Raw genomic sequence first — 22,751 nt, 5'->3', positions numbered from 1 at the left:
AAATCATAATGTCTGTATATTAACAAAATTCAGCTTTATCAGACAAACTACTCATTATTTCAAGCGTTAATATGTTCTAGTAGATATTTATATCTATATAAAAATATCTCTACCCTTATCCTTGATTAACTAAACTCTGTTTTGGTAATAATTTACAACCGCATGATAATGAATCATTTACGCGCGCTCCAGATTTTCCCATAACAAGCATATTCGGATCTCCCGATACAATCGTAGAAACCGTTTTGTGTAACGGACAAGTTGCCTTGTCTCCTACACACGCAATTGCAATTCCATCAATTAAAAACGTACTATTACCAGAAATGACTTGCCCTCCACCTGTGGTTGGGCATCCAATCGTAATGTAAGGGCTAGCCATGTTCTTCTCCTTATATTTATAGAACGGTAAACTCAATTCGACGGTTTTTCTTTCTTCCTTCTGGAGAAGTATTATCTGCGACTGGTTTAGAAGAACCTAAACCTTCCGCAGATAAATGGTCTGCCGGAATACTCTTACTAATCAAATAGTTTTTCACTGCCAATGCTCGATCTTGGCTAAGTTTTAAGTTTTTAGTCGCATCGCCAGAACTATCTGTATGCCCTACAATTTTGACTTTTTTGCCGCCTACTTTATTTAAAGCAACAGCCATCTCATCTAGAATTTTTTGACCGGCATCAGTTAACACTGCACTGCCAGATTCAAACTCAATAATTCGATTTTTAAGTGCATCATCAATAATTTTCTGTTCAGCTTGATTGACTGATAACTGTGAATACAGTTGATACGGAGGCTGAACTAACCCTTGAAAAGACTGAATGGTCGGCTGAATATCTGCTGGATTCAGCATTTTTCCACTCAACTCAAATCGAGTACCGTTTACGCTTAACTTACCTTGCGAGACTTTTTTAAGATCAGGTGTAATGACTCGTGTAACAGAATCACTCCATCCATTTGGAGCAGCTACCGGTCTAACTTGTATTTTATCTACAACCTGATCTGCACCGTAAACAGACTGCATTTTTAATAAGATAGCCTGTTTACTAGCCTCGTTAGGAACTACACCTTCTACAACAATGGGCTGAGCCAAAGCATAATTAGCAACGGCATAGATAAAACAGCCTTTTATGAGCTGTGAAAGTTTAGTTTGATATCGTTGATTCATTATTATTCACCCAAAAAAGTCTGTCTAAATAGTTTTAAGCCTTGATTTAAACTTAATTGGCGTTGGCATAATGATTGTTCTAGCGTAGCTAAACCAGCATTTTGCTCCAAATAAGTATCAATCCACTGAGCTTCTATTAAAGAAACCCAATGTTTACTATCCATATTCTGAGTAAAAATATCGCTAAGGGCTAAAATATCAGCACCTTGAAAACCGAAGAATAATACAGGTTGCTCTCGATGTAACAAGCCTATGAGTACCTCAGTATTATGCTCCTTTAAAAAACGGCAAATAATACTGACCCAAAAAGCTGCTATTTCATAACTGTAAGCAGGATTATTAATAGGCAAAATTAAAACTTTATTTAAGCGGCTGGTTCCATTTTGTAAAATTGGCTGTAGCAATAATCCCAGCCCAATCATACTTTGCGCTAACTCATAAATACTTAACTTCATTAACTGAGAAAATGAGTGCATCGTATGATTTTCATAGAAACCTACACACTCTCGTTCAGTTAAAACTTGAATTTGATTTTGTAAGTGACCTAATTTTCCAAGTAACAAATCTGAATCTTTAATGCCTTTTAAAGCGCGATTGTTTTGAAATAAATCAACAAGTACATGTTTATAGCTATATGGTGCATATAACAAATTATCATACGGTAAATCAATTTCTAATAAATGGCTCAGCACCATTGGAAAAGATCGACCTGAACTATCTTCACTTGCGAGTAAGTTCGCAACCAAAAACATATTTTCTTTCGGGTTGGCAATGAAGAAATCCAGAGAAGGCAACGTGCTATAAGCTTCTTTAAAGCTGCCCGATTGCATCGCATATTCCAATGCTTCAGTAATCCACTGATCAAGCAACTGTATTAGAGCATTCTGACCTTTTGTTTTTAAAAAGTCGCCTCGTGCAGGACTTTTGCCGTAATACAAAGGAGTTGTTTTTAATGTTTGCATTATTGCTCCTCCTTTCGCATAGAGGTTATTTTCCATGTCATGGTTTAACTCCCACAGAAGGCTGAGCGAGTGCTGCAACAGGATTTTCTGTTTTTGCTGGAGCCACTTGAGCTGGCGCCTGCTGAGCAGACACCACTCGAGCTGCTTTATCGGCAGTGACTTTATCAACCAGTTGCATACCTGCATAACCACGGCTTGAACCAATGCTGCCTGAATTACTGCTGATTAGACGGAAATTCATTTTTACAAATATTGATGGGTCGGTCTTACTACGCCAAAGCATTTCAAATCCGCCATTTTGTTCTTTACGTTGAGCACTATCAATTAAACGGTTAATACCATATTCACCTGGCTCATCAAAAATCGTGTGCGTTTGACCTTGTAAATCTACTGCAGTAATACGAGCACCTGGAATACTGCCTTGATTTGGCCAAATAAAGTTAACCCACTGCTGCACACCATTTTCATAAGTCATACGCTGACCATCAATATCAACGGTATATGAAAGCAATTGTGGATTTGGAATTGGGTAGAACTGGAAGTTCGATTGGTTGGTTGCTGGTGCTGCTGGAGCTTGAGCATTCAACTCACCTGTTGCCATACCATTCGCTGGAGTAACGTATCTTTGGAAATTCATGACGAATTGAGGATTTAAACTAATTCCTAAATCCTTCCATGTTTTAGACGTTAACGTATAACCACGACGGATCACAAATGGATCAAGGCTTTCTTTTACAAAGCGTGAAATACTACCATTCTCACCCAAGATTTGACCAATTTCACTGCTTGTCGCTTGCAAAGAAGCTGATGAGTTAAATGGATATTTCTTAGCAAGATTTGCTGTAAATGGTTGATAAGCTTGCATTACCCACAATTTATTAATTTCGTCTTGTGTCGGTGTAATTAAACTTTCAAAAGCCTGCGTAAGTGGACTAACTACCAATTTTTGTAGTAATCGCTGATCAATTTCATTGAAACCAACCGCCATTTTTTCATCTACAATTTTTTGCGTCTGGTTAAATACAGAAGTTTGCTCATTAAGGGTTTGCTTGACTAATGTCATCGCATTAGGCCCAACTTCACCTGCATTCTTAAGCTCGTTAAACTTGCTACGAACTAGAGCTAAATTTGTCATATATTCATCAAGTAATGATTTACCTTGTTGATCATCGCGTTTGCGAACCAACTGATAGAACATTTGATATTCTTGAGAAATAGCGCCCTGAGCATTTGTTGCAACTTGATTGGCAACCTTATCATCATGATTTAAAACTTTACGTTTAAACCACGCAACAAATCCTTTTTGTGGAGCTGCGAGTTCTGCTTGCACAACTGGATTATCCCAGTTTGTTTCGATTGCCACTCTTTCAATTAAGGTACGAATCGGAGAGTTCTGTGGCTCACCTAAAACATCAATATTTTTTACTTGCTGGGCAAATTGGCCAGCTTTAGCATAATGAATACCACTTAAGAATTTTCTCCATTCTGCAATATATTCTTGCTTATAGAGTGCTGTCAGTTGCTTTCTAATTTGTTCAGGGCTGCCTGAGAAAGTTAAATCATCAGATTGACGGCTATTTAGCACCCAGTCTTTACTATCTGTTGGCTTATCTGCCGCTTCTTCAATCGCCTTTTCTACATAGTCATTCCATGCTTTTTGGGTAAATACACCAGGCAATGCATAACTACCCAATACAACATTTTTATTTGCCTCACCCACAATTTGACTTACAGTAAGCGCAGGGAAACGTACCGCAGCACGCATTTTTATTTCGTTATAAACACGATCACGCGCAGGCATTCCTCTGACAACAGAGAGCAACACTTGACGTGTTTGATCAACAATTTGCGAATCTGCATCTAAAATTGGAAATTGTTTATCATTTGCTAAAGTCATTGCATATGACAAGATCTGTTCAGCTTCCTGAATCATATCTGCACGTGGCATTTGGCCCTTATTGGCATCAAGCCAAGAACGCCAGAAACGCGTAACCTGATCGCTTAAATGACTTGCATCCATATACTGTGGATTACTCATCATTAAATATGCTTTTAATGCATTGTAAGCATCTTGAGGATTTGTATCTGAAGGTTCCAAATATTGTTGAGACTGAGCAGTTTGTTTAATTTCAACATTCGTATGATTGGCTTTTAATGTTGCTTCATTATTTTTTACGCGTTGCAAATATTGAGCAATATTTTGCTGTGTCGGTGTTAAAACAATTTGCTTAACGCCTTTTAAATATTCCGCTTTTAGTTTTTCACGAAGTTCGTTGCCCTGATATAAACCAAAACTAAACTTAAGTGGTCTATTTTCATCAAACTCATCTAACTGCTGTAGACGTCTTTGAAGAATAAGTAAAGCTTCTAACTGGGTTGATAATTGCTGGCCTGAAGATTTTTCTAATTGAACAACTTTATTTAAATCTGCTTGAACTTCACCAATCAATTGCTGGTTATTGCGATATGACCAAACCCAAACACCCAGAATAATTGAAACACCCGCCAAAGCGCCAATAAATGCAATGTAACGCTGACGTTTTCTACCAGCATTTACATGCTGCTTAACAAGATCTTTATCTTTTAAAATAACATCTGAAAATAGACCATTTAAAAAATAACCGTGGTTAGGGGTAATTTTTGAATGATCTTTTAAATCACTTTGAGCAATTTGAGTAAGCTGGAATTCTTGTGCAATTTGCTCAGTCATTGGACTTTCAATGACACCTTCCTGCAAAGCACTAGTGAAGTAGAATCCACGGAAAACTGGTTGAAATTGATATGGATTATCTTCAAAAAGTGTCGCAATAAAGCTTTTTAAAGCTGGTTTTAATGTTTTAAATTCTAATGGAAAAGTCATTACACTTGGAGAAATATTCTGCGAATGGCAGCGACTTAAATGAGTCGAACTTACCCCTTTTAAACCATCGTAAAGAATATTGTAATGTTTCTCGAATAAATCTACGGCATTGTGGGAGGAACTCTGTTCATAAGGAAGAGTCGCACCCCAAGCTTGGTTATATTCCTGAGCTTCATAAAATTCAAAAAACTCTGTAAAACCTGCAATCAAATCCATCTTTGAAAAGACTAAATAGACAGGCACAACCACTTCTAAACGCTCAGTTAAATCTTGAATACGAGCACGTAAATTTTTAGCAAGCTTTAACGAATTTTCAGGACTTTGACTAATCAGCTCAGCAATACTGACAATTAAAATCAAACCATTGACAGGAGCTTTAGAACGGTTCTTTTTTAGAATATTTAAGAAACCTAACCACTCAGAATGATCTTCGCTATAAACAGAATAACGACCAGCTGTATCGAGTAAAATACCTTCTGTAGAGAAAAACCAGTCACAATTTCGAGTACCACTTAACCCAGCAGATACCATTTTCTGATGCGTTTCTTCGAATGGAAACTTTAAACCCGAATTATAGATAGCTGAACTTTTACCTGCAGCGGGGTTACCAATAACCATATACCAAGGAAGTTCATAAAGTGCAGCATTCCCTTTTTTATCACCCAACTTAGATTTACGAATCAGTTGAATTGATTCTTTCATTTGTTGATTAACAAGCTGAAGCTCTTCTTTATCTTTATTTTTTCCGTACTCAGCTTGATTATCTTTTTCAATCGCTTCAGCTAACTCTTCACCTTGAGCAGCATGTTTTCTTCGTTGAATAAGCCAATAGATACCATAAACAATAAGACCCAAAGCATAGGCAGTCGCTAAAGCCCAGAATATATGACGGGGAATTGAAGTATATGAAGACATCAATGCCACGAACAATGACAAGGCGATAATTGCTTTAGGATTCGTGATGTACTGCCACAAGTAGCCTAAAATTGTATGCATTCTATTCTCGTTCTAAGTCCAAAGTTTAAATTAGTTATTCAACACCATCACATCATCTTCTGAATTTTCGGTGACATGCTGCACAAACGTATGTGCTGACACCGTATTTTCACCAAAGACAAAAGGAATGATATGTTCAGGGAAATGCATACTTAGCATAAAGCCATAAATATCAGCTAAATGTTGGGTATGCCCTAATGAAGATTTCACATAAATATAGTGATGCGGTTCTACAGGTGTTTTAAGAAAGTGTTGCTGCAATTTCTTCGAAACTTTTATATCCGTCTGATCTGACAATATCAGCACATAAGGTTCCTCACCCTCATGCTGAGGTAAATCATTAAATTCAAAGTTATTAAAAAGCTTCGCTGTATCTTGTTGGCCCACAACCACTTTCAGTGCTTTAGTAGGCTCTAATTCTTGAATTTTTACTAAAGGATCTGCGAGTAAACAGCTTGCTGCAAATTCAGCAGGAATATAATCTTTAATCATCCAAGATTTTTCATCGACTAGATCTTGATCAACTTCTGAATCGGCGACGACTAAAAAGAACATCTCATGCTCTCTTTTATGAATACCTTTTAATAAGTGTATCAACTCTTGATAAGCTAATTGCTCTCCAAAAAAATGATATTCAATATGAACCTTTTGCGGAGCAATACCAATCTCAGCAAAGAATTCTAAAATTAATTCATTACTTTGATCATCATTCCAGATATGTAGTAAATCCTCCGAAAGAAGGATATGTAAATTTAAACGATTTAAACGGTAAACTTCGACTACAGGCATTTCAACATCATCATATTCAGACTCGGGATCAACCCATGCCGGATGCATATGATATTCACGAGATTGTTGCGACTCATAAAATAAAGTCGAACGTTTTAAATGCTCTGCAAGAAGATATAAATTTTCTATATTTTGTTCTAGTTGCTGTTTTATTAATGACATCATACGAACTTGTCGTGGAGATGAGTAATCACTCTCCTCATGATTGTCTTCATCCAAGTCTTTAATACGATAAGATAATAGAGGCAACCCGTAAGAATTTAACAGTTGATTGTCTAACTCTGGGCTTTTGAAGTTTTGTAACTGCTCAATAATTGTTTCATTCTCACCTAATGCATGTACTGCAAAAGCAGAGTAAATATTAAAATCTAACTGTTCGAGTGGTGCGTCAATTACAGTGGTTTGCTTTTGATTAGCATCGTCTTTATTTTGATTTATAGATTGTTCTTTTTTATCTTTGTAAGTTTTATAGGCACTATAAATTAACCAAGGCGATAAGATCACCAATGTAATAATTGCTGGCAATAATAAGAAATAAAGAAAAAAATCACCTTTATCAGGGTTATATTGAACGTCACGCCAATAGAAAATAATAAATCCACTAACCACTGTAAAAATAGCAATAAATGAGAGTAATATTTTTTTAATCACATTCTCTCTCCAATAAGGCTATAGCAAGTTTCATGACTATGTACTTTTGGTTGTCGTGATATGAGAAAAGAACCCTGCCCTAAACCGTTCTGGTTATTCTTAGTTAAGCAAATAGGTTGTATTTCTGACTCATCTAATACGAGCCGCAGATCTATCGATAAAGTTGGACTACACCACGTTTCTACAATTTTTTTTAGTTTTAAACTCAACTCTTGATTTGGGAGGAAATTTAAATATTGCTGACGCTTTAGTGGTCCAATCTGAATTTCAATTTTTCCATCAATTTGCTGAATGGTTTCCCCACAAAACGTATTAATGCCAAGTAAGCTCGGCTGACCTCCACCTAAAGTTGTTAATTGATCACTCGCCAACTTAAAAGATTCTTGTATAAACTCTTTAATCGTAATTTCATGCTTAAAAATACAGGACAGCATCGTTTTTAATGCATGAACTGTATTATTCTGGCCCTGCATTAATCCAGAAAACTCTGCAAAATAGTCATCAAGCTCTGTTTGCTGATGTTGGGAGCGCACATAGCCATTCAATGCATGCAGAATATCTAAATAATCGTTTTTATACTCAGTCTCATATCGAATCGGTAAATTATATGTAATGCTGGACTCTACATATTGAGCAGTAAGCTTATGGTTAAATAAGCTCAGAAACTCTTTAGTTTCAGCTCTTTGCTGACGTGGGGCCTGTTTAATCTTATTCGTATATGTATAAGGTAAAGCACCTTGTATACCTGTAAGACCAACGATTAAATTCGTGATATAAATCCGCTCATCCGTTAATTCTAAATTTTCAATTTCTGTAGCAGGAAAATTTAAATTAAAGGATGTCTCAAACTTGAAATGATCACTCCAAGATGAACCAACCGCACGACTTGAATCGTGCCTTAATAGACGTGTTGCTTGAATAAATTCAAAAGACTTTGGCTTGGTAAACAGCTCAGCTGTTATAGAAGAGTCTTGCCACCAACGTTCTGACTGCATTGGTATAACTCCTGCTGAGATGAATAATCCTTAACAACCAAATCAACAAAACTATTAATTTGGACCTTTAAATTAAAAACACGACTTAACAATTGGCTAAAAATGTATAGGCTATGCCCTCTGAATACAGATGAATCAATTTGTAACTCGGCCTTTACGCCCCTTACAAACATTGGGAATGGTTTACCATCTACCAGTTTGTGAGTAAGTGAAAATTCAAGATGTTTAATTGATTCAATAATTAGATAATTTTCTTTTGATAACGGTAAGTTATATAAAGCAAGTAACTCTTTAATATGAGATACGGCATCACCTTTCATTAAAGCTAAAATATTTAATGAAAGGTGTGAAATGACACGCCACTGCTCAGTCTGGCTTTGTCCAAATTGATAAGGTTTAGTGGGTCTTTTTAAAACAATCGCACGTCTGGCCAGACTACTATCATTTAAGTTTAATATATTATTAGACTGCCCTAATGCTTCATGTGGCAAGTCACGATTTGAACATAATAATTTTGTACTAATAAAATCTGAACGTGTTGAAGAAGGATTTAAATTTTTAGAAATAATTGAATAACCCATTTCGACGAAATTGGGCTGTAACTTTTGATAGTTTACTGAATAGAAAAAGCGAGCCTTGTCTGCATGGTAGTGGCTCATCGCAAAAAAAGGCAGCACTGGAACATAGCTTTCTTCGTGACTGGTTTTTTCACGCACCATATTCATTTCAGTAATTGAATAGACTTGATAAAACTCAGGATGATGTGCATCTGTAATTAACGGATATTCTAATTGCTTGTGTACGACCTTTTGAGGTTCAGCATATTTTTCAAATAAATTAATGACTGGTGTAGTAAACAATTTAAAATTAGCGACATTTAATTCAGAATAATTTCGAACTACGGCTTGATCATTTAAATTTAATTTAAAATAGATAAGCAGTTCAAAATCACTCTCTTCTAGAGATAGATTCTTTAAAAAGTCTAAATCTAGCTTAAGATAATTGAATTTTTCAGGAAAACAGAAATACTCCATGAGCAAACGATACGCATGATGAGTATGCTGATCGAGTGGTAATAAACTTTCTTGTTCTAAAAAACCAGTTAGCTCAAATGGATTTTTATCCAGCGCTACAACTTTCTGCCCTATTCTGATGGCAAAAGTTGTTCCCTTCTTAAAAATACTGTCTAGTACTTGAAGCGGAAAATTAGAAATTGCATCTAAATAAATAGGAAGTTTTTCATTTACTAAACATAAATGAGCATGATTAAAAATTTCAAACTTAAAACTTAAAGTCGCATTTTGACTTAAATGCATATGTGCACTAGGTGTACTTTTAAACTCTAGCGCTTGCAAAACTATCGGGAGTAATTTGATTTCTTGCGTGGTATTAAACTCACACTGAACACCTTTAAAACTGCGAGACTTCAAGACTGTGTGTGGAGGAACAATATGTGCTTCTGTGAGCTGTTTGATTTTATTTATATCTTCGAAACTTACCACCGAACAAGCTGGAAAGTGTCGTAAGTATTGAGGAAACATCACCTCAAATAAAGAACGTGTAAATACGTCATAACTATCAGCAAGTTTTTTATCAATGCGAGCAGCAATTAATGAAAACGCCTGTATGAGACGCTCAATATGCGGATCATCAATTTGCTCTTGATTTAACGATAAACGCTGAGCAATTTTCGGATATTTTTGGGCAAATTCTCGAGATTGCTGACCAAATTCTTGTAGTTGTTTTTCGTAAAACGGTAAAAGCTCTTCTATCACAACACACCCACTACGCCTAGGTTCTCGCCGAAATTACATATTGTTGCGTTGTCGGTTTTAGCAATGCATCAAAAACGACAGGTTCATACAGTGGATGAATATTTAGATAAGCCTGAATGCTTAAACACAATGCCCCCATATTATGTCCATCCAACAACATCTCTACCCGTATTTGTCTTAATCTGGGCTCATGAGCTGCAATTGATTGTTCAATTGATTGGCAAATCTTATCTCGATCTAGTGGATTGGCTGTAGAAAGCCCCACAAAATCAATAATCCCGAACTGAAGTATAGATTTTTTAACTAGCGGATAATCATCGACCACGTGGTCCAATTTAGCGACCCGACTATTTAGCAAGTCTTCTAAATCTTTCGCTACCGATTCTCTTAATTGCTGAATAGAAAGACCTTTTGCATAATCTTCACTTTCAGGAATTAAACGATCAAACAGAGTTGAACGAAATCCGTATGGATAAAGCCGATCTAAATTCATTCGAGTTCACAACAAGCATGGTTAAAGACAGCAGAGGCTAACTTTATGTCAGCCTCCACCAAATATTCACTTAAATAATTATGCTGCGTAAGAAGCAGTATTATTAGAAAGTGACCATTTCTTAGTAACAGCACCTTTAGCAGTACCGTTAATATCTTGTTGGTTATATGTCCACTCAACAGCTGCGTATTTCAAACCAAACGCTTCAGTTGGAACACCTTCTTCGTTAACTGTTGGAGTTACACTAGAAACAAGAACATGCTTCAATTTAATTTGTAAGTACTTGATGCGTTTGTCGCCATTCGCACGATAAAAATCAATTTGTACTTCATCAAATGTATAACCAGCTGAACATGCTTCCCATAATTTCGGGCTAGTTGCATCTAGGTCTTTAATAAAAAGCATATCTGAATGTTCAACACGTTCAGCAGTATGACCACCAACACTACTTGAAGTAGCAGATTTAGGTTGACGAATGTTGTGAGACCAAGAGTTAACTTCTAACCAGCCTTTGTGCTCAGAATCACGAGACTCGCCATCAACTTTATACTTACCGCGAAACTCAACGTATATATCTTTCATTTAGAACTTTCCTATTTTTAATTTAAAGTTATTCTTTCGCTGACCTTTATTAATTTGAGGACTGAGGTAACTCAGTGACAAGTCGCAAAGAAACTGACAACTCGTCCAGCTGGAAATGTGGTCGTAAGAAAACCACAGATTTGTAGTGACCTGGTTGAGCAGGATCTTCTACAACTTTTACAGACGCTTCACGTAGTGGGTATTGAGCTTTCGCTTCTTGAGAAGCACCATCATCCAGCAATACATACTGTGACAACCACTCATTTAAGAATGCTTCAACATTTCCAGCAGAAGCAAAGCTACCCACTTTATCTCGCATCATTGCTTTTAAATAATGAGCAATACGTGAAACGGCCATGATGTACTGAATTTGACTTGATAAAGCAGAGTTAGCATTTGCTGTATCATTGTCATATTTTTTAGGTTTTTGAGTTGATTGCGCACCAAAAAAAGCAGCGTAATCGGTATTTTTACAATGCACTAAAGGAATAAAGCCCAAATCGCTTAATTCTTTTTCACGGCGATCAGTAATCGCAATTTCTGTAGGGCACTTGAATACCACTTCGCCATCTTGTGTTTTAAACGTATGAACTGGCAAGCCTTCTACTAGACCACCACCTTCAACACCACGAATTGCAGCACACCAACCATGCATATCAAATGCATTTGTTAAACGCGTACCGAAAGCATAAGCAGCATTCATCCACAAATATTCGTTGTGGTTTGCACCTGAAACATCTTCAGCAAAGTTAAACCCTTCTGTAGCTGTTCCTTCTTTTGGATGGTAAGGAAGACGACCAAGCACATGCGGCAATGTTAATGCGACATAACGAGAGTCTTCACTGTCACGGAATGAACGCCATTGAACATATTCAGCCGTTTCGAAGATTTTTGAAACATCTCTAGGGCGATCAATGTCTGTAAATGACTCAAGACCCAAAATGCTTGGGCTAGCAGCTGAAACAAATGGTGCGTGAGCTGCTGCTGCTACATGAGAGATTTGCTCAAGCAAATACATATCAGAAGGCGTACGGTCAAACTCAAAATCACCAATGAGTGCTGAATATGGTGCACCACCAAAAGACCCATACTCTTCTTCATAGATTTTTTTGAACAAAGTACTTTGATCAAAGTCTGTAGCACCTTGGAAATCTTTTACCAACTCTTTTTTAGTCGTATTTAACATACGTATTTTAATGAGCGGATTAGATGGTGTTTCTTGACAGAAGTAGTAAAGACCACGCCAAGTTGACTCAATCTTTTGGAATTGCTCATTGTGCATGATCTGACTTAATTGATTTGAAATCAGTGCATCAATTTCGGCAATACGCTTATCAATTGATAAAGTCATATTTTCAGAAACTGTAATTGTTCCTGCCATTACTTCTTTAGCAAGTTCACCGATTAAGCTTTTTGCACGCGAATGTTCTTCTTCATTTCGGGCAATACGGCTTTCTTCAACAATCGAGTCTAAAAGATTAACTTGTTCATTTTCAACAAGTGACATTGCTGCAGATTGAGTATTATTCATGATCAGCCTCCGCACTTAATTTACGGATCTGATCAGTACTCTTAAGCACTTCATCAAGTAAGTCTTCTAAACGCTCACTATTCGAAATCTTATTTCTCAAATCAGTTAAACGCTCACGTGCTTCAACCAGTTTCTTTAATGGGTCAACCTGTTGAACAACATTTTCTGGGCGAAAATCTTCCATTGACTTAAATGTTAAATCAACTGCAATTCTCCCGCCCTCTTCCGTTAGCGTATTATCTACCTGAAAAGCTGCTCTTGGAGACAATGACTCCATAACTTCATCAATATTATCTAAGTCGACATTGATGAATTTTTTATCTTTTAATTTTGTACGTTCAAGCTCAGATGCTGCCGAAAAATCACCCATCACACCAACAACAAATGGTAGTTCCTTCGCTTCTTTTGCATCACCAATTTCAACATCATATGTAAGCTGAACACGTGGAGGTCGAATTCGCTGAAGCTTCTTTTGTACGCTTTCTCTCTTAGCCATAAGATTCTATTCCTGATTATTTAATTAAAGGGTCAAAAGGCGAACTTTTTGATTTATTAACATTGGCTACAGGGGCAGTTTTTTGTTTAACCGCAGTTGCTTTTGCTGGAGTTGCTACTCGTTTAGTTGCTGTTCTGGAAGTAGTAACTCTGTTACGTGTTACAGTTTGTTTTTTATAACTTCTTCGTTCGTTATCAACTGAGCCACCTTCTGTAGCAGCCTTAACATTTGAAGTATCAGGCGCAGGCATTGAAATATGAATATTTTCAATTAATTGTTTAGCGGGTGGGTACGTTACATCGTTGCTTAAATAACGCATTTCCTGACTTCGCATTTGCTGCAATGAGTTATTTGCAATGCTTACACCAGATAAAAATAAAACATCTGTTATTAATGAACCGCGTATATTTTGACTTTGCAATTGACTAGCCAAATTCAAAGCCTTAACTGGTTGATTGGTTTGATAAAACCGCATGGCTGCTTTAGCTAATAAATCATTTTTTTGAGTCGTATTATCACTATCACAAACTTGCTTAAAAATATTCAATAGCTCAGGATCATTTTGGCCTTCTGCTAACGGATTCTTTTTAATACAACTTTTTTTAAGTTTTACAGGCTCTAGTTCTGCTGCTTGAGCACCTGATAGACCGATAATGTTTCCAGTCAGAAAAAGTATCAAAATACTTCGTTTCAACACAACTTTCATTCCTCTGTTTTCTTATTTATTCAAGGCTTTACTGAAAAGTTAATATTGAGAAAACATTAAAAAATCAGACTATAAACCTTATATTCAAAAAATTTATGCGCAGTTTATCATATAAACAAACATATTTTATATAAAAATCATATCAACTTAAACTAAAAGTAAATAGTTAAGATGGTTATAAAATATAGCTTAATAAAGTTATTCTTATAAAAATATAATATTGTTATTTTTTGTAATTAAAAATAAGTTGTTGATTTTAATCAAATAAATAAAAATAAAAACTGAATGAAAAATTTATTTAAATATCATTTATTTAGTTTTTTTGAAACATTTGCTTAACAATATTTAAGTTTATATTAACTACAAGGTGCTTCTATTTGGTTACGAACAAACCATCAAAAATTATAGTAAAAAATTGCGCTACAAAAAACCATGAAACTTGTCAAGACTAATCTGTCTATCTATTATACTTTTTAAATAAATTTAGTTTCCATGATAAAGGTTAAAAAGTACCACTCCCGCCCCTAAGCATGCTTTTTCAATATATTTTCATCAAAAATCTAGAAGCAAAAAAATTAAGTTTGTTTTTGTAAGCATAAGGTAAAGAATTATAAAATATCTTAGTTCTTTTATTTTTTTATAAACTATGCTGATTATTCATTTAGTTGAATAACAAAACCGCTCTTTATATCTTTTACATCTCTTATTAAAATAGTTTTATCAATATTCAACCTAATGATTTCCAACAAAATGATGAAACAGAATATAGCTGTTGTTTTATTTTCAAGCCTTGCTTTAAGCGCGTGTGCTAAATCAACAAATAATACACAGCAAATAGAAACCCCAACGACCAACCAAAATCTCTCATCAGAGCAGCAAAAGAAGTTGCAACAACTACTTGATAAAACCAAAAAGAATCTTGTAGAGATTAAAGGTGGTACTTTTATGATGGGGGATTTTGGCGAGCAAAAAAGCCCAGACAAATTACCCTACGATAGTGATGCAGATAGCAAACCTTTACACAAAGTTACTTTAGATAATTATGCATTAAGCGCAACAAAAGCAACTTATGCTGACTTTGATGTATACACCGAAGTTACTGGGCAAAACCAAGTAGGAAAATTTGATAACATTTCAAAAAAATATCGTATTCCTGATTCTGCGGCAGGCATCAATTGGCAGCAAGCACGAAACTACTGTCAGTGGTTAGGAAAACAATTAAATTTAAAAATGGATTTACCTACCGAAGCGCAATGGGAATATGCAGCAAGAAATCGTGGACAATACATTCTTTATCCAACAAATAACGGTAGTATTAATAGTGGTAAAAACGTTTGGAGCTTTCAACAACGTAGTCTTTCAAAACAACGATATCATGCGAATAAAGCTATTTCTATTCTCCAACAATTTCCCGCCACACCGTTAGGTTTATATGACATGATTACTGATAATTATGAGTGGATGCTAGATTGGTATGACCCTCTATATTACAGCAAATCTCCAGAAAAAAACCCTCAGGGTCCTAAAACAGGAACTCTAAAGGTCGTAAGAAGCTCAGAGCCGTCTGATGGTCAGAACTTACAAATGTTTGGAGGATTTACCTTTAGTCGACATGCACTTCATCCTATTGAAGATCCCAAATTATCAAATGATCCTGATATTAAAAAATATAATATAGATTTAAACAGGTTGAATTCTGTACGATGTGCTATTAATTACTAAAAGACAAAAGTATATAAGGCGACTAAGTCTTATATACTTTACCTTCAGAAGCATCATCAAAAGGTTTCAGAATATCTTGATTACTCGCCATGAGAGTCATATCTTCCTTGCCATCCCACACTGCTTGCTGTATTTGCAGCTGTCTAAAACGAATATCATCCTGATTTTTTACCAACATATAATTCAAAGAACCTGCTATCTTTTTTGCTCCTTTACGATATTTTAAATAATCCTGAAGCCATGTATTAATTTGGGTACCTTTATATTCGATACCAGAATTTAAACAACGGATTATATCTTCAGCGTACTTTTCATCACTTCCATAATTAAGGAAACGAATAATATCCCCCTCTACCTTACCTAATTGACTTTTAGTAAGTTTTACTCCTTGTGGATTAATATGCTGAATTGTATTTTCCCATTCTTCTGTAGAAATACATGTTTTTAAGATATTAATCACCGCTGTTTTTCGAGTTGGGAAAAATTCAATTTTCATATCTGAGAATTTAACGTTCATATCAAAAATAGGGGCTGTGCGATCCGTCCAATGAGTTACCGCATAAAGTAAAATTCCTTTAGTTTCAGGCGTTGCATAAAGTAATTCTTTTTTCCCTGAACTAGAGTTTATATTTTGCGCAGTTTTATAACGCCCTTGATCTATGTCCAACCTATCAAGCCACTCCCCATATAGTTCTGATATTTTTTTTATATTTTCTGTTACAGGATGGTTCTCACCTATACAATAAGCTAAAATTTGTGCGGCCAACAAAAATGCCGCTTCATTTATGTATAGTAGTGTCTTAAATCCTGCATGAGCAACTTGTGATTTAACAAAACCAAGATAACTCAATAAATGCTCCGTGCCCACAACAAATGATGCAACTCCTTTTGCTCCCACGCCCCAACACAAATGAGCTGCTACCAATATTTTAAAATTGCCTGAATCAGGGTCATAACCAATTTGAAATTGGCCTTGCGCACCTGCTCCCATACTAACTCCCCCCCCAGCTGCAGCTGAAGCGATTGCCACAAACTCGCCCTCACCACTACCATCACCTTTAGGCTTAAACCACTCTATAGCCCCTTTAAGTAAACCTTGTATTTGAGCTCCAGCAAATGCATTAATACCAATATTTCCCTGATTCTGTGCATTTTCCCGATTATCACCAATTATTTTCAAACTTCCTTGCGCAGGTTGAAACATAGGCTTTTTATTACGATCTACCATCTGACTCATTGATCTTTCTGTTGGTCTTACAGCAGCCTTTATGACCTGAGTTGTGCCTTGATAAGAAATATCAACGGATAGATTACCAGCGATCCCTAAATTTGCTCCTGAAAAACCAGATATCTCAGCCCCAATTAAAAAACGGATTGTTCCTAAATCATAGTTATCATATTCAAGTTTCCAGCCTGTTTCACAAGGATAAAATTTACGCCACTCTTTCACTCCTTCAAATAATGTCCATTTAGTCGACATATCTCCAGAAGCCTTAATACTTACACCTTTCGGCGCAGCACTTATTGAACCTTCACCACTTGCCCCTGCGACCATGCGCATCCATTGTGCTTCTTGGGTAACTGTAATATCTCTACTATTTTTGTATTCTTCTGCAATTTCCCCACCCAAACCTCCTATTAGGTTATAAACAGCTTTCTCATCACTTCCAACACTCCCTTTTGCTGTCAAAAGTTGCTGCGAAATTTTTTCGAAACTACTACGGATTTGTGCAGGTTGTTGTACTGTATATTGATTCGCGGTTACATCTACACTTGTCTGAGGGTTCCTACGCTTTGCTTTTAACTCCTCATATTCAGTAACTTTTAAATAACGTCGTTTTAAATTATATTTAGATGCTTGTTCGTTTGTTTTACCCGTGCTCTCAACTACCCAGACTTCTCTTAAATCAGCTCTTTGCTTAAATTCACCATTAATCTTTTCAATGGCTTTTTCCTGATTTATATTTAAACGCTTTTCCAATTCTTTAATTTCTTCTAAATCACGACTTTGGATTGCTTGTGTTAGATCCTTATTAGATTTATGAACTTCCTTCACTGCATCAGATAATATCTTGGTTTTTTTATCAAATTCAGCATAGACTGCGGGCGGTAAAACAAGCACTTCATTCGTGCAAGGGTTAATCACAATAGGTGGTTTTTGTCTTGCACCCATATTTTCCTTATGATTAATATCAGGCTGAGTTACCGCTGTTGAAGTAGGAAAAATAATTTGATAAATAACTTGTTTATCTACACAAGTTATTGGCTCATACCATTCACTATTTTTTTTTGTGGTTCCTAAAGTATATGTAACTCTACTCTTCAAATACGTATAAGCTAATTGAGTATACCCTTTTTTATCAGGTGGGCCAGGCTTCAAATTAACTAAGGGTTTACTCTGATCTTGAGCAAAAATTTGATAATCTACAATTGGAATCCCATTTCCTGCACTATCAATAAATCTATATAAAGCATAGTTTTTAAACTTAAGATATTTTGTTTTTTTTACGACATGAGTATTCTTTTTTTTATATTCCTCATAAGACATATTAATTCTTTCATTTAATTCTTCTGCTAAATCCAAAGGAAAAGTTGGTTGTATTTTTGACAAATTAAAAAAGTTTTTTTGTTTAACTGATTTAGCATTTTTTCTTAGCTCTTCCAAATCTTTATTTGCTTTTCTCTGCTTGAGTTCATACTGAGCTTTTGTTAAGAAAAAAGCATTTTGATTAAGGCTTATGGCATTTACTTCAACTATATTGCTTCCTTCAGCCAAAATAGGCTTTATAGTCTTCTTAGGGCTGAAAATAGTTTCATGCCCCTCAACAAAAATATGCAATTTTCCATTTTGATTTAATGAAATTGGTTTTGTTTGTCCTTTTGGGTTTGTAGCACCCTTATAAGTCTCTTTCGTCCCATCTTCACAGAAAAAGATTATGCTGTATTTTACATTTGGTAATTCTTTATTTCTTTGATTATAGAAAACTATTGTATATTCAAAAGTAGTATAAGGATTCATTATATCTCTAACCTTTTGCCGCTAGTTTATATTTAGAAGCATTTTCATCACTAATATGAATGGAAATTTGTTCTGAGCCATCAGTTTCAAATCTTTGAGTTAAACCTTGGGCATTAGTTCGCCCCTTTTGCCGGCTACCATCCATTCTAAAAGCAATATACTCTACATTTTTCGCTGGCTTTCCATCTAAATCAGTAATTTCAAAAGTCAAATAATAAGGTTTATTTTCCTGCTTTTTAGGAGGAGTAACTTGTTCTCCCCCCATAAACAAATGCTGACCAGCTTTCACCTCAAGCTTACCGCCTGTAACAGGGAAAATGCCTGAACCATTCAACTTAACTTGAGATCCATTTGCGGTCAGATTAATTTCAGTTGGACTAGTAATAAAAACCGTGTCTTCGGTTGAAATAATCTGCACACCTTTTCGAGCAATCACATCTAAGGCATCACCTTGCGCCTGAATTTCTACTTTACCTTGACCAGCAAAAAGGCGAGCGCCTTGTTGGGCTGCAAATAGACTAATTTTTTGGCTCGCATGACTCACTATATTCTTTTGCGTACTGATATTAATACTATCTCCTGCACTTTGAGTAAGCTGACCATTTGCACTGAAATGTATATCTTCATTGCTACTTACAGCAATACTTTTTGGAGATGCCAACACCATTACCGCTGATTGAAACTCAGCAGCCTTTTTAGGATCTTCTTGTTTAAGAATTTCTAAGAAAGTCTGAATATTCTCAAGCATATCTAACGGGTCAGTTTGCTGATTTTTAGCCACTTCACTGAGTGCTTTAGCATTGTTAAGGCTGCCTTCGATTTGTTGCTTAGCTTCATTTGCGTCTAGATGTACACCTTGAGCTTGATCCTGTTTGTGGGTACTAATGAGTAAGCCACTTCCCGCTCTGACTGCACCCCACTGATCAGTTCTGAGTTCGAAACCTTCACCACGGCTATCACTTTCCGCCTTGTCTTTTGGATGGCTTAAGTTACCCAAGTTGAGTTGGCTTGCCACATGGCTACTTTGTAGCTGGGCACTGATTTGCCCTGTGGTGTCATCAAAACGTAGTTGGTTAAAACCTTTACCATCGACTTCTTCGGAGCGGATACCACTGAGTTTTTTGGTCTCTGGCAATTGGCCTTTCTGGTCAAACTGGGTCGGGTGACGTTCGGCTTCATGAATACGACCCACCACAAATGGGCGGTCAATATTGCCGTCAAAGAAGTCGATCACTACGATCTCACCCCCACGTGGTAAGAAGCGTGCACCGTAACCAACGCCAGCCCATGGGGTTAATACATCCACCCAAGCCGAGTCAGTGTCATTATTGTTGCTTCCTGCTCCGCCATCATGGTTATGGTCGTCACCACGGGTAAATAAGAAACGGACTTTAATGCGCCCCCACTGGTCAACATGAATGCTTTCGCCTTCCAAGCCTACCACTCTAGCGCGCTGTGGGTAAGTTGCTGGTCGGTGCTCTAACGGATGATACTCAGGAACAGTTTTAATATTTCTACGGGACAAAATGAGTTCATTACCTTGACGCTCAGTCTGGTCGTTTAGCCCTGATTGATTGTTTTGCCATTGGCTTTGACTAAAAAGTTGATTGATTTGTTGTTGCAAATCTTTAGGCAAATTATTTTGCAAATAGAATCTTTTACCAATAATCAGAAATTCTTTGTCTGATCCGCTATGCGTATCTATTTCTGGATGTTCATTCAATTCAAACCAATAGCCAACTTGCGCATCACGTACTGTGGTTTGTGCACGGAAATATTTCGATTGAGATGCATAATAATCAGATAGATTTTGATTGAGTTTTTCTAGCTGCTGGTGACCCGATGCGGTGGCTTGGTCTTCCCCATTTAAGTCTTGCATCCAAGCAGGACTGACATGCCATGCATGTTCTAGACTTAAACTCGCATTATCCTGATTAGCACTATGACTATGCTTTGACTGAACACTGCCCATGCCTTCTTCTTGACTTAAGGCATCAGCCTGCCAGCGTTGTACATGCACGGCTGTAGATTGCAAGTTTCGGGTTGCCACAAGGCTTGTCATACTGTCTTGTTGTTCAACAGCGCTACTACGGTGATAACGGATATTTCTTCGGTCTAATGCTAAATATGATTCATTATTATCAATTAAACGTAACTTTTGTGATTGAATCTCATCCGAGCTATTAGTGGCAAACAACTGAGCTTCATCAATTAACCAGTTAATACCTTCACTACGCCAAAGTCGGGTTAAAAACTCATAATCCGTTTCGTTACTTTGCATGACAAAAGGTCTAACATCATAGTCTTGGCTTAGGTTTTTTAAATCCAAAGTTAAGGCAGAAGCAAACAACGGGCTTTTGTTCTGCCACTCAGTAAATAGAATTTCAGTAATGTCCCGTACACTTTTATTCATAAATACACGGCTATTTCGGCGTTTATGCCATAGCACGGTCGGATCTTGTAGTTTCAATTTATACAATGTTAATGAACCATCACTCTGCCCCTGACTGGCTTCGGTAATAATTCCGGTAGTTCTAGATAATTGCCCCTGATCAGTTACTTGATCGACTGCAATCTGACAACCAATAAATTGTTTTAATGAAATATGGGCATTAGTAGAAAGACAAAATAAATCAGCAGTCAGTCCTTCATTTAGCTGATGCTGCCCTTCAATACTTTGTAAAAAAACTTGAGTATTCAACGATGGATTAGAAAATTGAACATGAAGCACGCGTTTTTGCGAGCTGATACCCAAATCTTCTAGAATTCTATGTATATGAGATAACATCTTTTTATGAAAATTTTGTCAGGATTGGCATTATTTTATAAAATACAGAAACATCTGTCTATTTTGTAAAGAAAAACTTAACCATATGAATACACGAATGAATGAGAATGCTATTCGTGATAAATATAAAAAAGTGAATTAACAACTTACGCTATTAGTTCACTTTTAAAAGTTGTTAATATTTTAGTATTCTAAGAAATTCATTTTTAATTTAAATTTATTAATAGTATCCACAAATTTTTGACTTACTACATAGATATAAGGTTTATCCGTATCTCTAGCAATAAAAAAGTCATCTGTTACAAGATCTTTTTTTATGAAGTCATCTTCATCTAATAAATTGTTTTTTCTCTTAATATACATAGCATAAATATCTACCTCTTCATTCTTCATATAGCACTTATAGAAATCACTCTCATCTTCAAGAATTTCTTTCATTTCATTAAAAAATCTTTTTGAAAATAGTAAAATTCCAGAAGATGAATAATAAAAATCAGTCTCTAATATCTCATTTAATTGATCAGAAAAAATATTATCATAATCTAAATTTATTCTAGGATTTTTTAAAAAGTTATCACTTAAATCAAATTTAAAATAATCAACGATAATTTCTTGTTTCCCTTTCACATCAAAGGAGAAATCTCTATCAATATACTCAGATGGATAAATCGTATAAAAGCTCACAAAACCTACAAGTTAGTTAAAAAAGTTATGAATATTTTCAACTATATATTAAAAATATACCTAAGAATTATTTAAGTTTTAAAAGCATTAGCCAGACTAATACTTTTAAAACTTTATCTATTAATTATTTAAAAATTCAATTTTGATTTTTTCAAAATTTTCAACAGGAATGACTACTTTAAAACTTCCTATAACTTTAAAAAAAATTTTAAATTTACTTTCTCTCAAACCATATCCACTGCTATTACCTTCTCTCACGTCATACATAAAATCACCAAAATCTGTAGAAGGAATATAAACTCCATTTTTTACATTTAGTGTGTCTTTTATATTTTCAATAGATAAAAAACATATACCATCACTTTTACTCGAAAAACTACTAAAAAAGTTTTGAAAAGGAAAAGTGATACGAATAGTTTTATCAAAATGATCATGAGCTATAGTCAACGTAATTTCATCTTGATCACAACTCAAATCCAATAACTTTGAATCATCACTATTTTCAATTATTTCTAATAAATTCATATATTTAAATAATA

16 protein-coding genes and 1 pseudogene are annotated in these 22,751 nt (G+C 35.7%); 1 reads left to right on the top strand and 16 read right to left on the bottom strand.

The window, feature by feature from the left end:
• Positions 1 to 115: 115 nt before the first annotated feature.
• The 12 genes from BMW38_RS00665 to BMW38_RS00610 all read right to left on the bottom strand — a co-directional run bounded on the left by BMW38_RS00665 (position 116) and on the right by BMW38_RS00610 (position 13,999).
• Entirely contained in the window at positions 116 to 379 is a 264-nt protein-coding gene (locus BMW38_RS00665) for a PAAR domain-containing protein (RefSeq protein WP_003651066.1), read from the bottom strand.
• A 16-nt stretch (positions 380 to 395) separates the two neighbouring features.
• Positions 396 to 1,163, bottom strand: coding sequence for an OmpA family protein (locus tag BMW38_RS00660; protein ID WP_005041646.1), 768 nt, complete (start codon positions 1,161 to 1,163; stop codon positions 396 to 398).
• A gap of 2 nt (positions 1,164 to 1,165) precedes the next feature.
• A complete protein-coding gene (gene tagF / locus BMW38_RS00655; protein ID WP_092705430.1) occupies positions 1,166 to 2,125 on the bottom strand; it encodes a type VI secretion system-associated protein TagF in 960 nt (319 codons plus the stop codon).
• A gap of 37 nt (positions 2,126 to 2,162) precedes the next feature.
• Positions 2,163 to 5,981, bottom strand: a complete 3,819-nt coding sequence (gene tssM / locus BMW38_RS00650) for a type VI secretion system membrane subunit TssM (RefSeq protein ID WP_092705429.1) — start codon at positions 5,979 to 5,981, stop codon at positions 2,163 to 2,165.
• A 30-nt stretch (positions 5,982 to 6,011) separates the two neighbouring features.
• Positions 6,012 to 7,421, bottom strand: a complete 1,410-nt coding sequence (locus BMW38_RS00645; protein WP_092705428.1) for a hypothetical protein — start codon at positions 7,419 to 7,421, stop codon at positions 6,012 to 6,014.
• Positions 7,418 to 8,416, bottom strand: a complete 999-nt coding sequence (gene tssG / locus BMW38_RS00640; RefSeq protein WP_092705427.1) for a type VI secretion system baseplate subunit TssG — start codon at positions 8,414 to 8,416, stop codon at positions 7,418 to 7,420. Before tssG ends, BMW38_RS00645 begins: the two co-directional genes overlap by 4 nt.
• Positions 8,380 to 10,191, bottom strand: a complete 1,812-nt coding sequence (gene tssF, locus BMW38_RS00635) for a type VI secretion system baseplate subunit TssF (RefSeq protein ID WP_092705426.1) — start codon at positions 10,189 to 10,191, stop codon at positions 8,380 to 8,382. The genes tssG and tssF overlap by 37 nt, the downstream gene beginning before the upstream one ends.
• Before the next feature lie 16 nt (positions 10,192 to 10,207).
• The gene (tssE, locus tag BMW38_RS00630) at positions 10,208 to 10,684 is read right to left on the bottom strand and encodes a type VI secretion system baseplate subunit TssE (protein ID WP_002048404.1); all 477 of its coding nucleotides are present in this window, start codon (positions 10,682 to 10,684) and stop codon (positions 10,208 to 10,210) included.
• Positions 10,685 to 10,762: 78 nt separating this feature from the next.
• Positions 10,763 to 11,266 carry an Hcp family type VI secretion system effector gene (locus BMW38_RS00625; protein WP_003651052.1) on the bottom strand — a complete coding sequence of 168 codons (504 nt, stop codon included), beginning with the start codon at positions 11,264 to 11,266 and terminating at the stop codon, positions 10,763 to 10,765.
• Positions 11,267 to 11,315: 49 nt separating this feature from the next.
• Entirely contained in the window at positions 11,316 to 12,797 is a 1,482-nt protein-coding gene (tssC, locus tag BMW38_RS00620) for a type VI secretion system contractile sheath large subunit (protein WP_017389328.1), read from the bottom strand.
• Positions 12,790 to 13,293: a type VI secretion system contractile sheath small subunit gene (gene tssB, locus BMW38_RS00615; RefSeq protein ID WP_003651049.1), complete on the bottom strand. Its 504-nt coding sequence runs from the start codon at positions 13,291 to 13,293 to the stop codon at positions 12,790 to 12,792. Before tssB ends, tssC begins: the two co-directional genes overlap by 8 nt.
• Before the next feature lie 16 nt (positions 13,294 to 13,309).
• Positions 13,310 to 13,999, bottom strand: a complete 690-nt coding sequence (locus tag BMW38_RS00610; protein WP_092705425.1) for a hypothetical protein — start codon at positions 13,997 to 13,999, stop codon at positions 13,310 to 13,312.
• A gap of 750 nt (positions 14,000 to 14,749) precedes the next feature.
• Here BMW38_RS00610 and BMW38_RS00605 point away from each other — a divergent pair.
• Positions 14,750 to 15,721: a formylglycine-generating enzyme family protein gene (locus BMW38_RS00605; protein ID WP_244524322.1), complete on the top strand. Its 972-nt coding sequence runs from the start codon at positions 14,750 to 14,752 to the stop codon at positions 15,719 to 15,721.
• 22 nt (positions 15,722 to 15,743) lie between these two features.
• Here the strand turns inward: BMW38_RS00605 and BMW38_RS00600 are convergent, their stop codons facing one another.
• The 4 genes and pseudogenes from BMW38_RS00600 to BMW38_RS00580 all read right to left on the bottom strand — a co-directional run bounded on the left by BMW38_RS00600 (position 15,744) and on the right by BMW38_RS00580 (position 22,737).
• Entirely contained in the window at positions 15,744 to 18,740 is a 2,997-nt protein-coding gene (locus BMW38_RS00600; RefSeq protein WP_092705423.1) for a hypothetical protein, read from the bottom strand.
• A 7-nt stretch (positions 18,741 to 18,747) separates the two neighbouring features.
• Positions 18,748 to 21,528 carry a DUF2345 domain-containing protein gene (locus BMW38_RS00595; protein WP_092705422.1) on the bottom strand — a complete coding sequence of 927 codons (2,781 nt, stop codon included), beginning with the start codon at positions 21,526 to 21,528 and terminating at the stop codon, positions 18,748 to 18,750.
• Between the two features lie 345 nt (positions 21,529 to 21,873).
• Positions 21,874 to 22,212, bottom strand: a pseudogene (locus BMW38_RS00585) (hypothetical protein); the annotation flags it as partial.
• A 120-nt stretch (positions 22,213 to 22,332) separates the two neighbouring features.
• A complete protein-coding gene (locus tag BMW38_RS00580; RefSeq protein WP_092705421.1) occupies positions 22,333 to 22,737 on the bottom strand; it encodes a hypothetical protein in 405 nt (134 codons plus the stop codon).
• Between the last annotated feature and the right edge of the window lie 14 nt (positions 22,738 to 22,751).

Source organism: Acinetobacter sp. yr461 (assembly GCF_900110445.1).
Taxonomy (GTDB): Bacteria; Pseudomonadota; Gammaproteobacteria; order Pseudomonadales; family Moraxellaceae; genus Acinetobacter; species Acinetobacter calcoaceticus.
The sequence above is the reverse complement of the archived record's forward strand: the minus strand, read 5'-3'. Positions and strand labels throughout refer to the sequence as shown.

Coding starts and splice junctions, on each gene's coding strand:
- tssC (WP_017389328.1), bottom strand. CDS start 12,797: ATGAATAATACTCAATCTGCAGCAATGTCACTTGTTGAAAATGAACAA.
- BMW38_RS00580 (WP_092705421.1), bottom strand. CDS start 22,737: ATGAATTTATTAGAAATAATTGAAAATAGTGATGATTCAAAGTTATTG.
- tagF (WP_092705430.1), bottom strand. CDS start 2,125: ATGCAAACATTAAAAACAACTCCTTTGTATTACGGCAAAAGTCCTGCA.
- tssG (WP_092705427.1), bottom strand. CDS start 8,416: ATGCAGTCAGAACGTTGGTGGCAAGACTCTTCTATAACAGCTGAGCTG.
- BMW38_RS00660 (WP_005041646.1), bottom strand. CDS start 1,163: ATGAATCAACGATATCAAACTAAACTTTCACAGCTCATAAAAGGCTGT.
- tssM (WP_092705429.1), bottom strand. CDS start 5,981: ATGCATACAATTTTAGGCTACTTGTGGCAGTACATCACGAATCCTAAA.
- tssE (WP_002048404.1), bottom strand. CDS start 10,684: ATGAATTTAGATCGGCTTTATCCATACGGATTTCGTTCAACTCTGTTT.
- BMW38_RS00625 (WP_003651052.1), bottom strand. CDS start 11,266: ATGAAAGATATATACGTTGAGTTTCGCGGTAAGTATAAAGTTGATGGC.
- BMW38_RS00595 (WP_092705422.1), bottom strand. CDS start 21,528: ATGTTATCTCATATACATAGAATTCTAGAAGATTTGGGTATCAGCTCG.
- BMW38_RS00665 (WP_003651066.1), bottom strand. CDS start 379: ATGGCTAGCCCTTACATTACGATTGGATGCCCAACCACAGGTGGAGGG.
- tssB (WP_003651049.1), bottom strand. CDS start 13,293: ATGGCTAAGAGAGAAAGCGTACAAAAGAAGCTTCAGCGAATTCGACCT.
- BMW38_RS00600 (WP_092705423.1), bottom strand. CDS start 18,740: ATGAATCCTTATACTACTTTTGAATATACAATAGTTTTCTATAATCAA.
- BMW38_RS00610 (WP_092705425.1), bottom strand. CDS start 13,999: ATGAAAGTTGTGTTGAAACGAAGTATTTTGATACTTTTTCTGACTGGA.
- BMW38_RS00605 (WP_244524322.1), top strand. CDS start 14,750: ATGATGAAACAGAATATAGCTGTTGTTTTATTTTCAAGCCTTGCTTTA.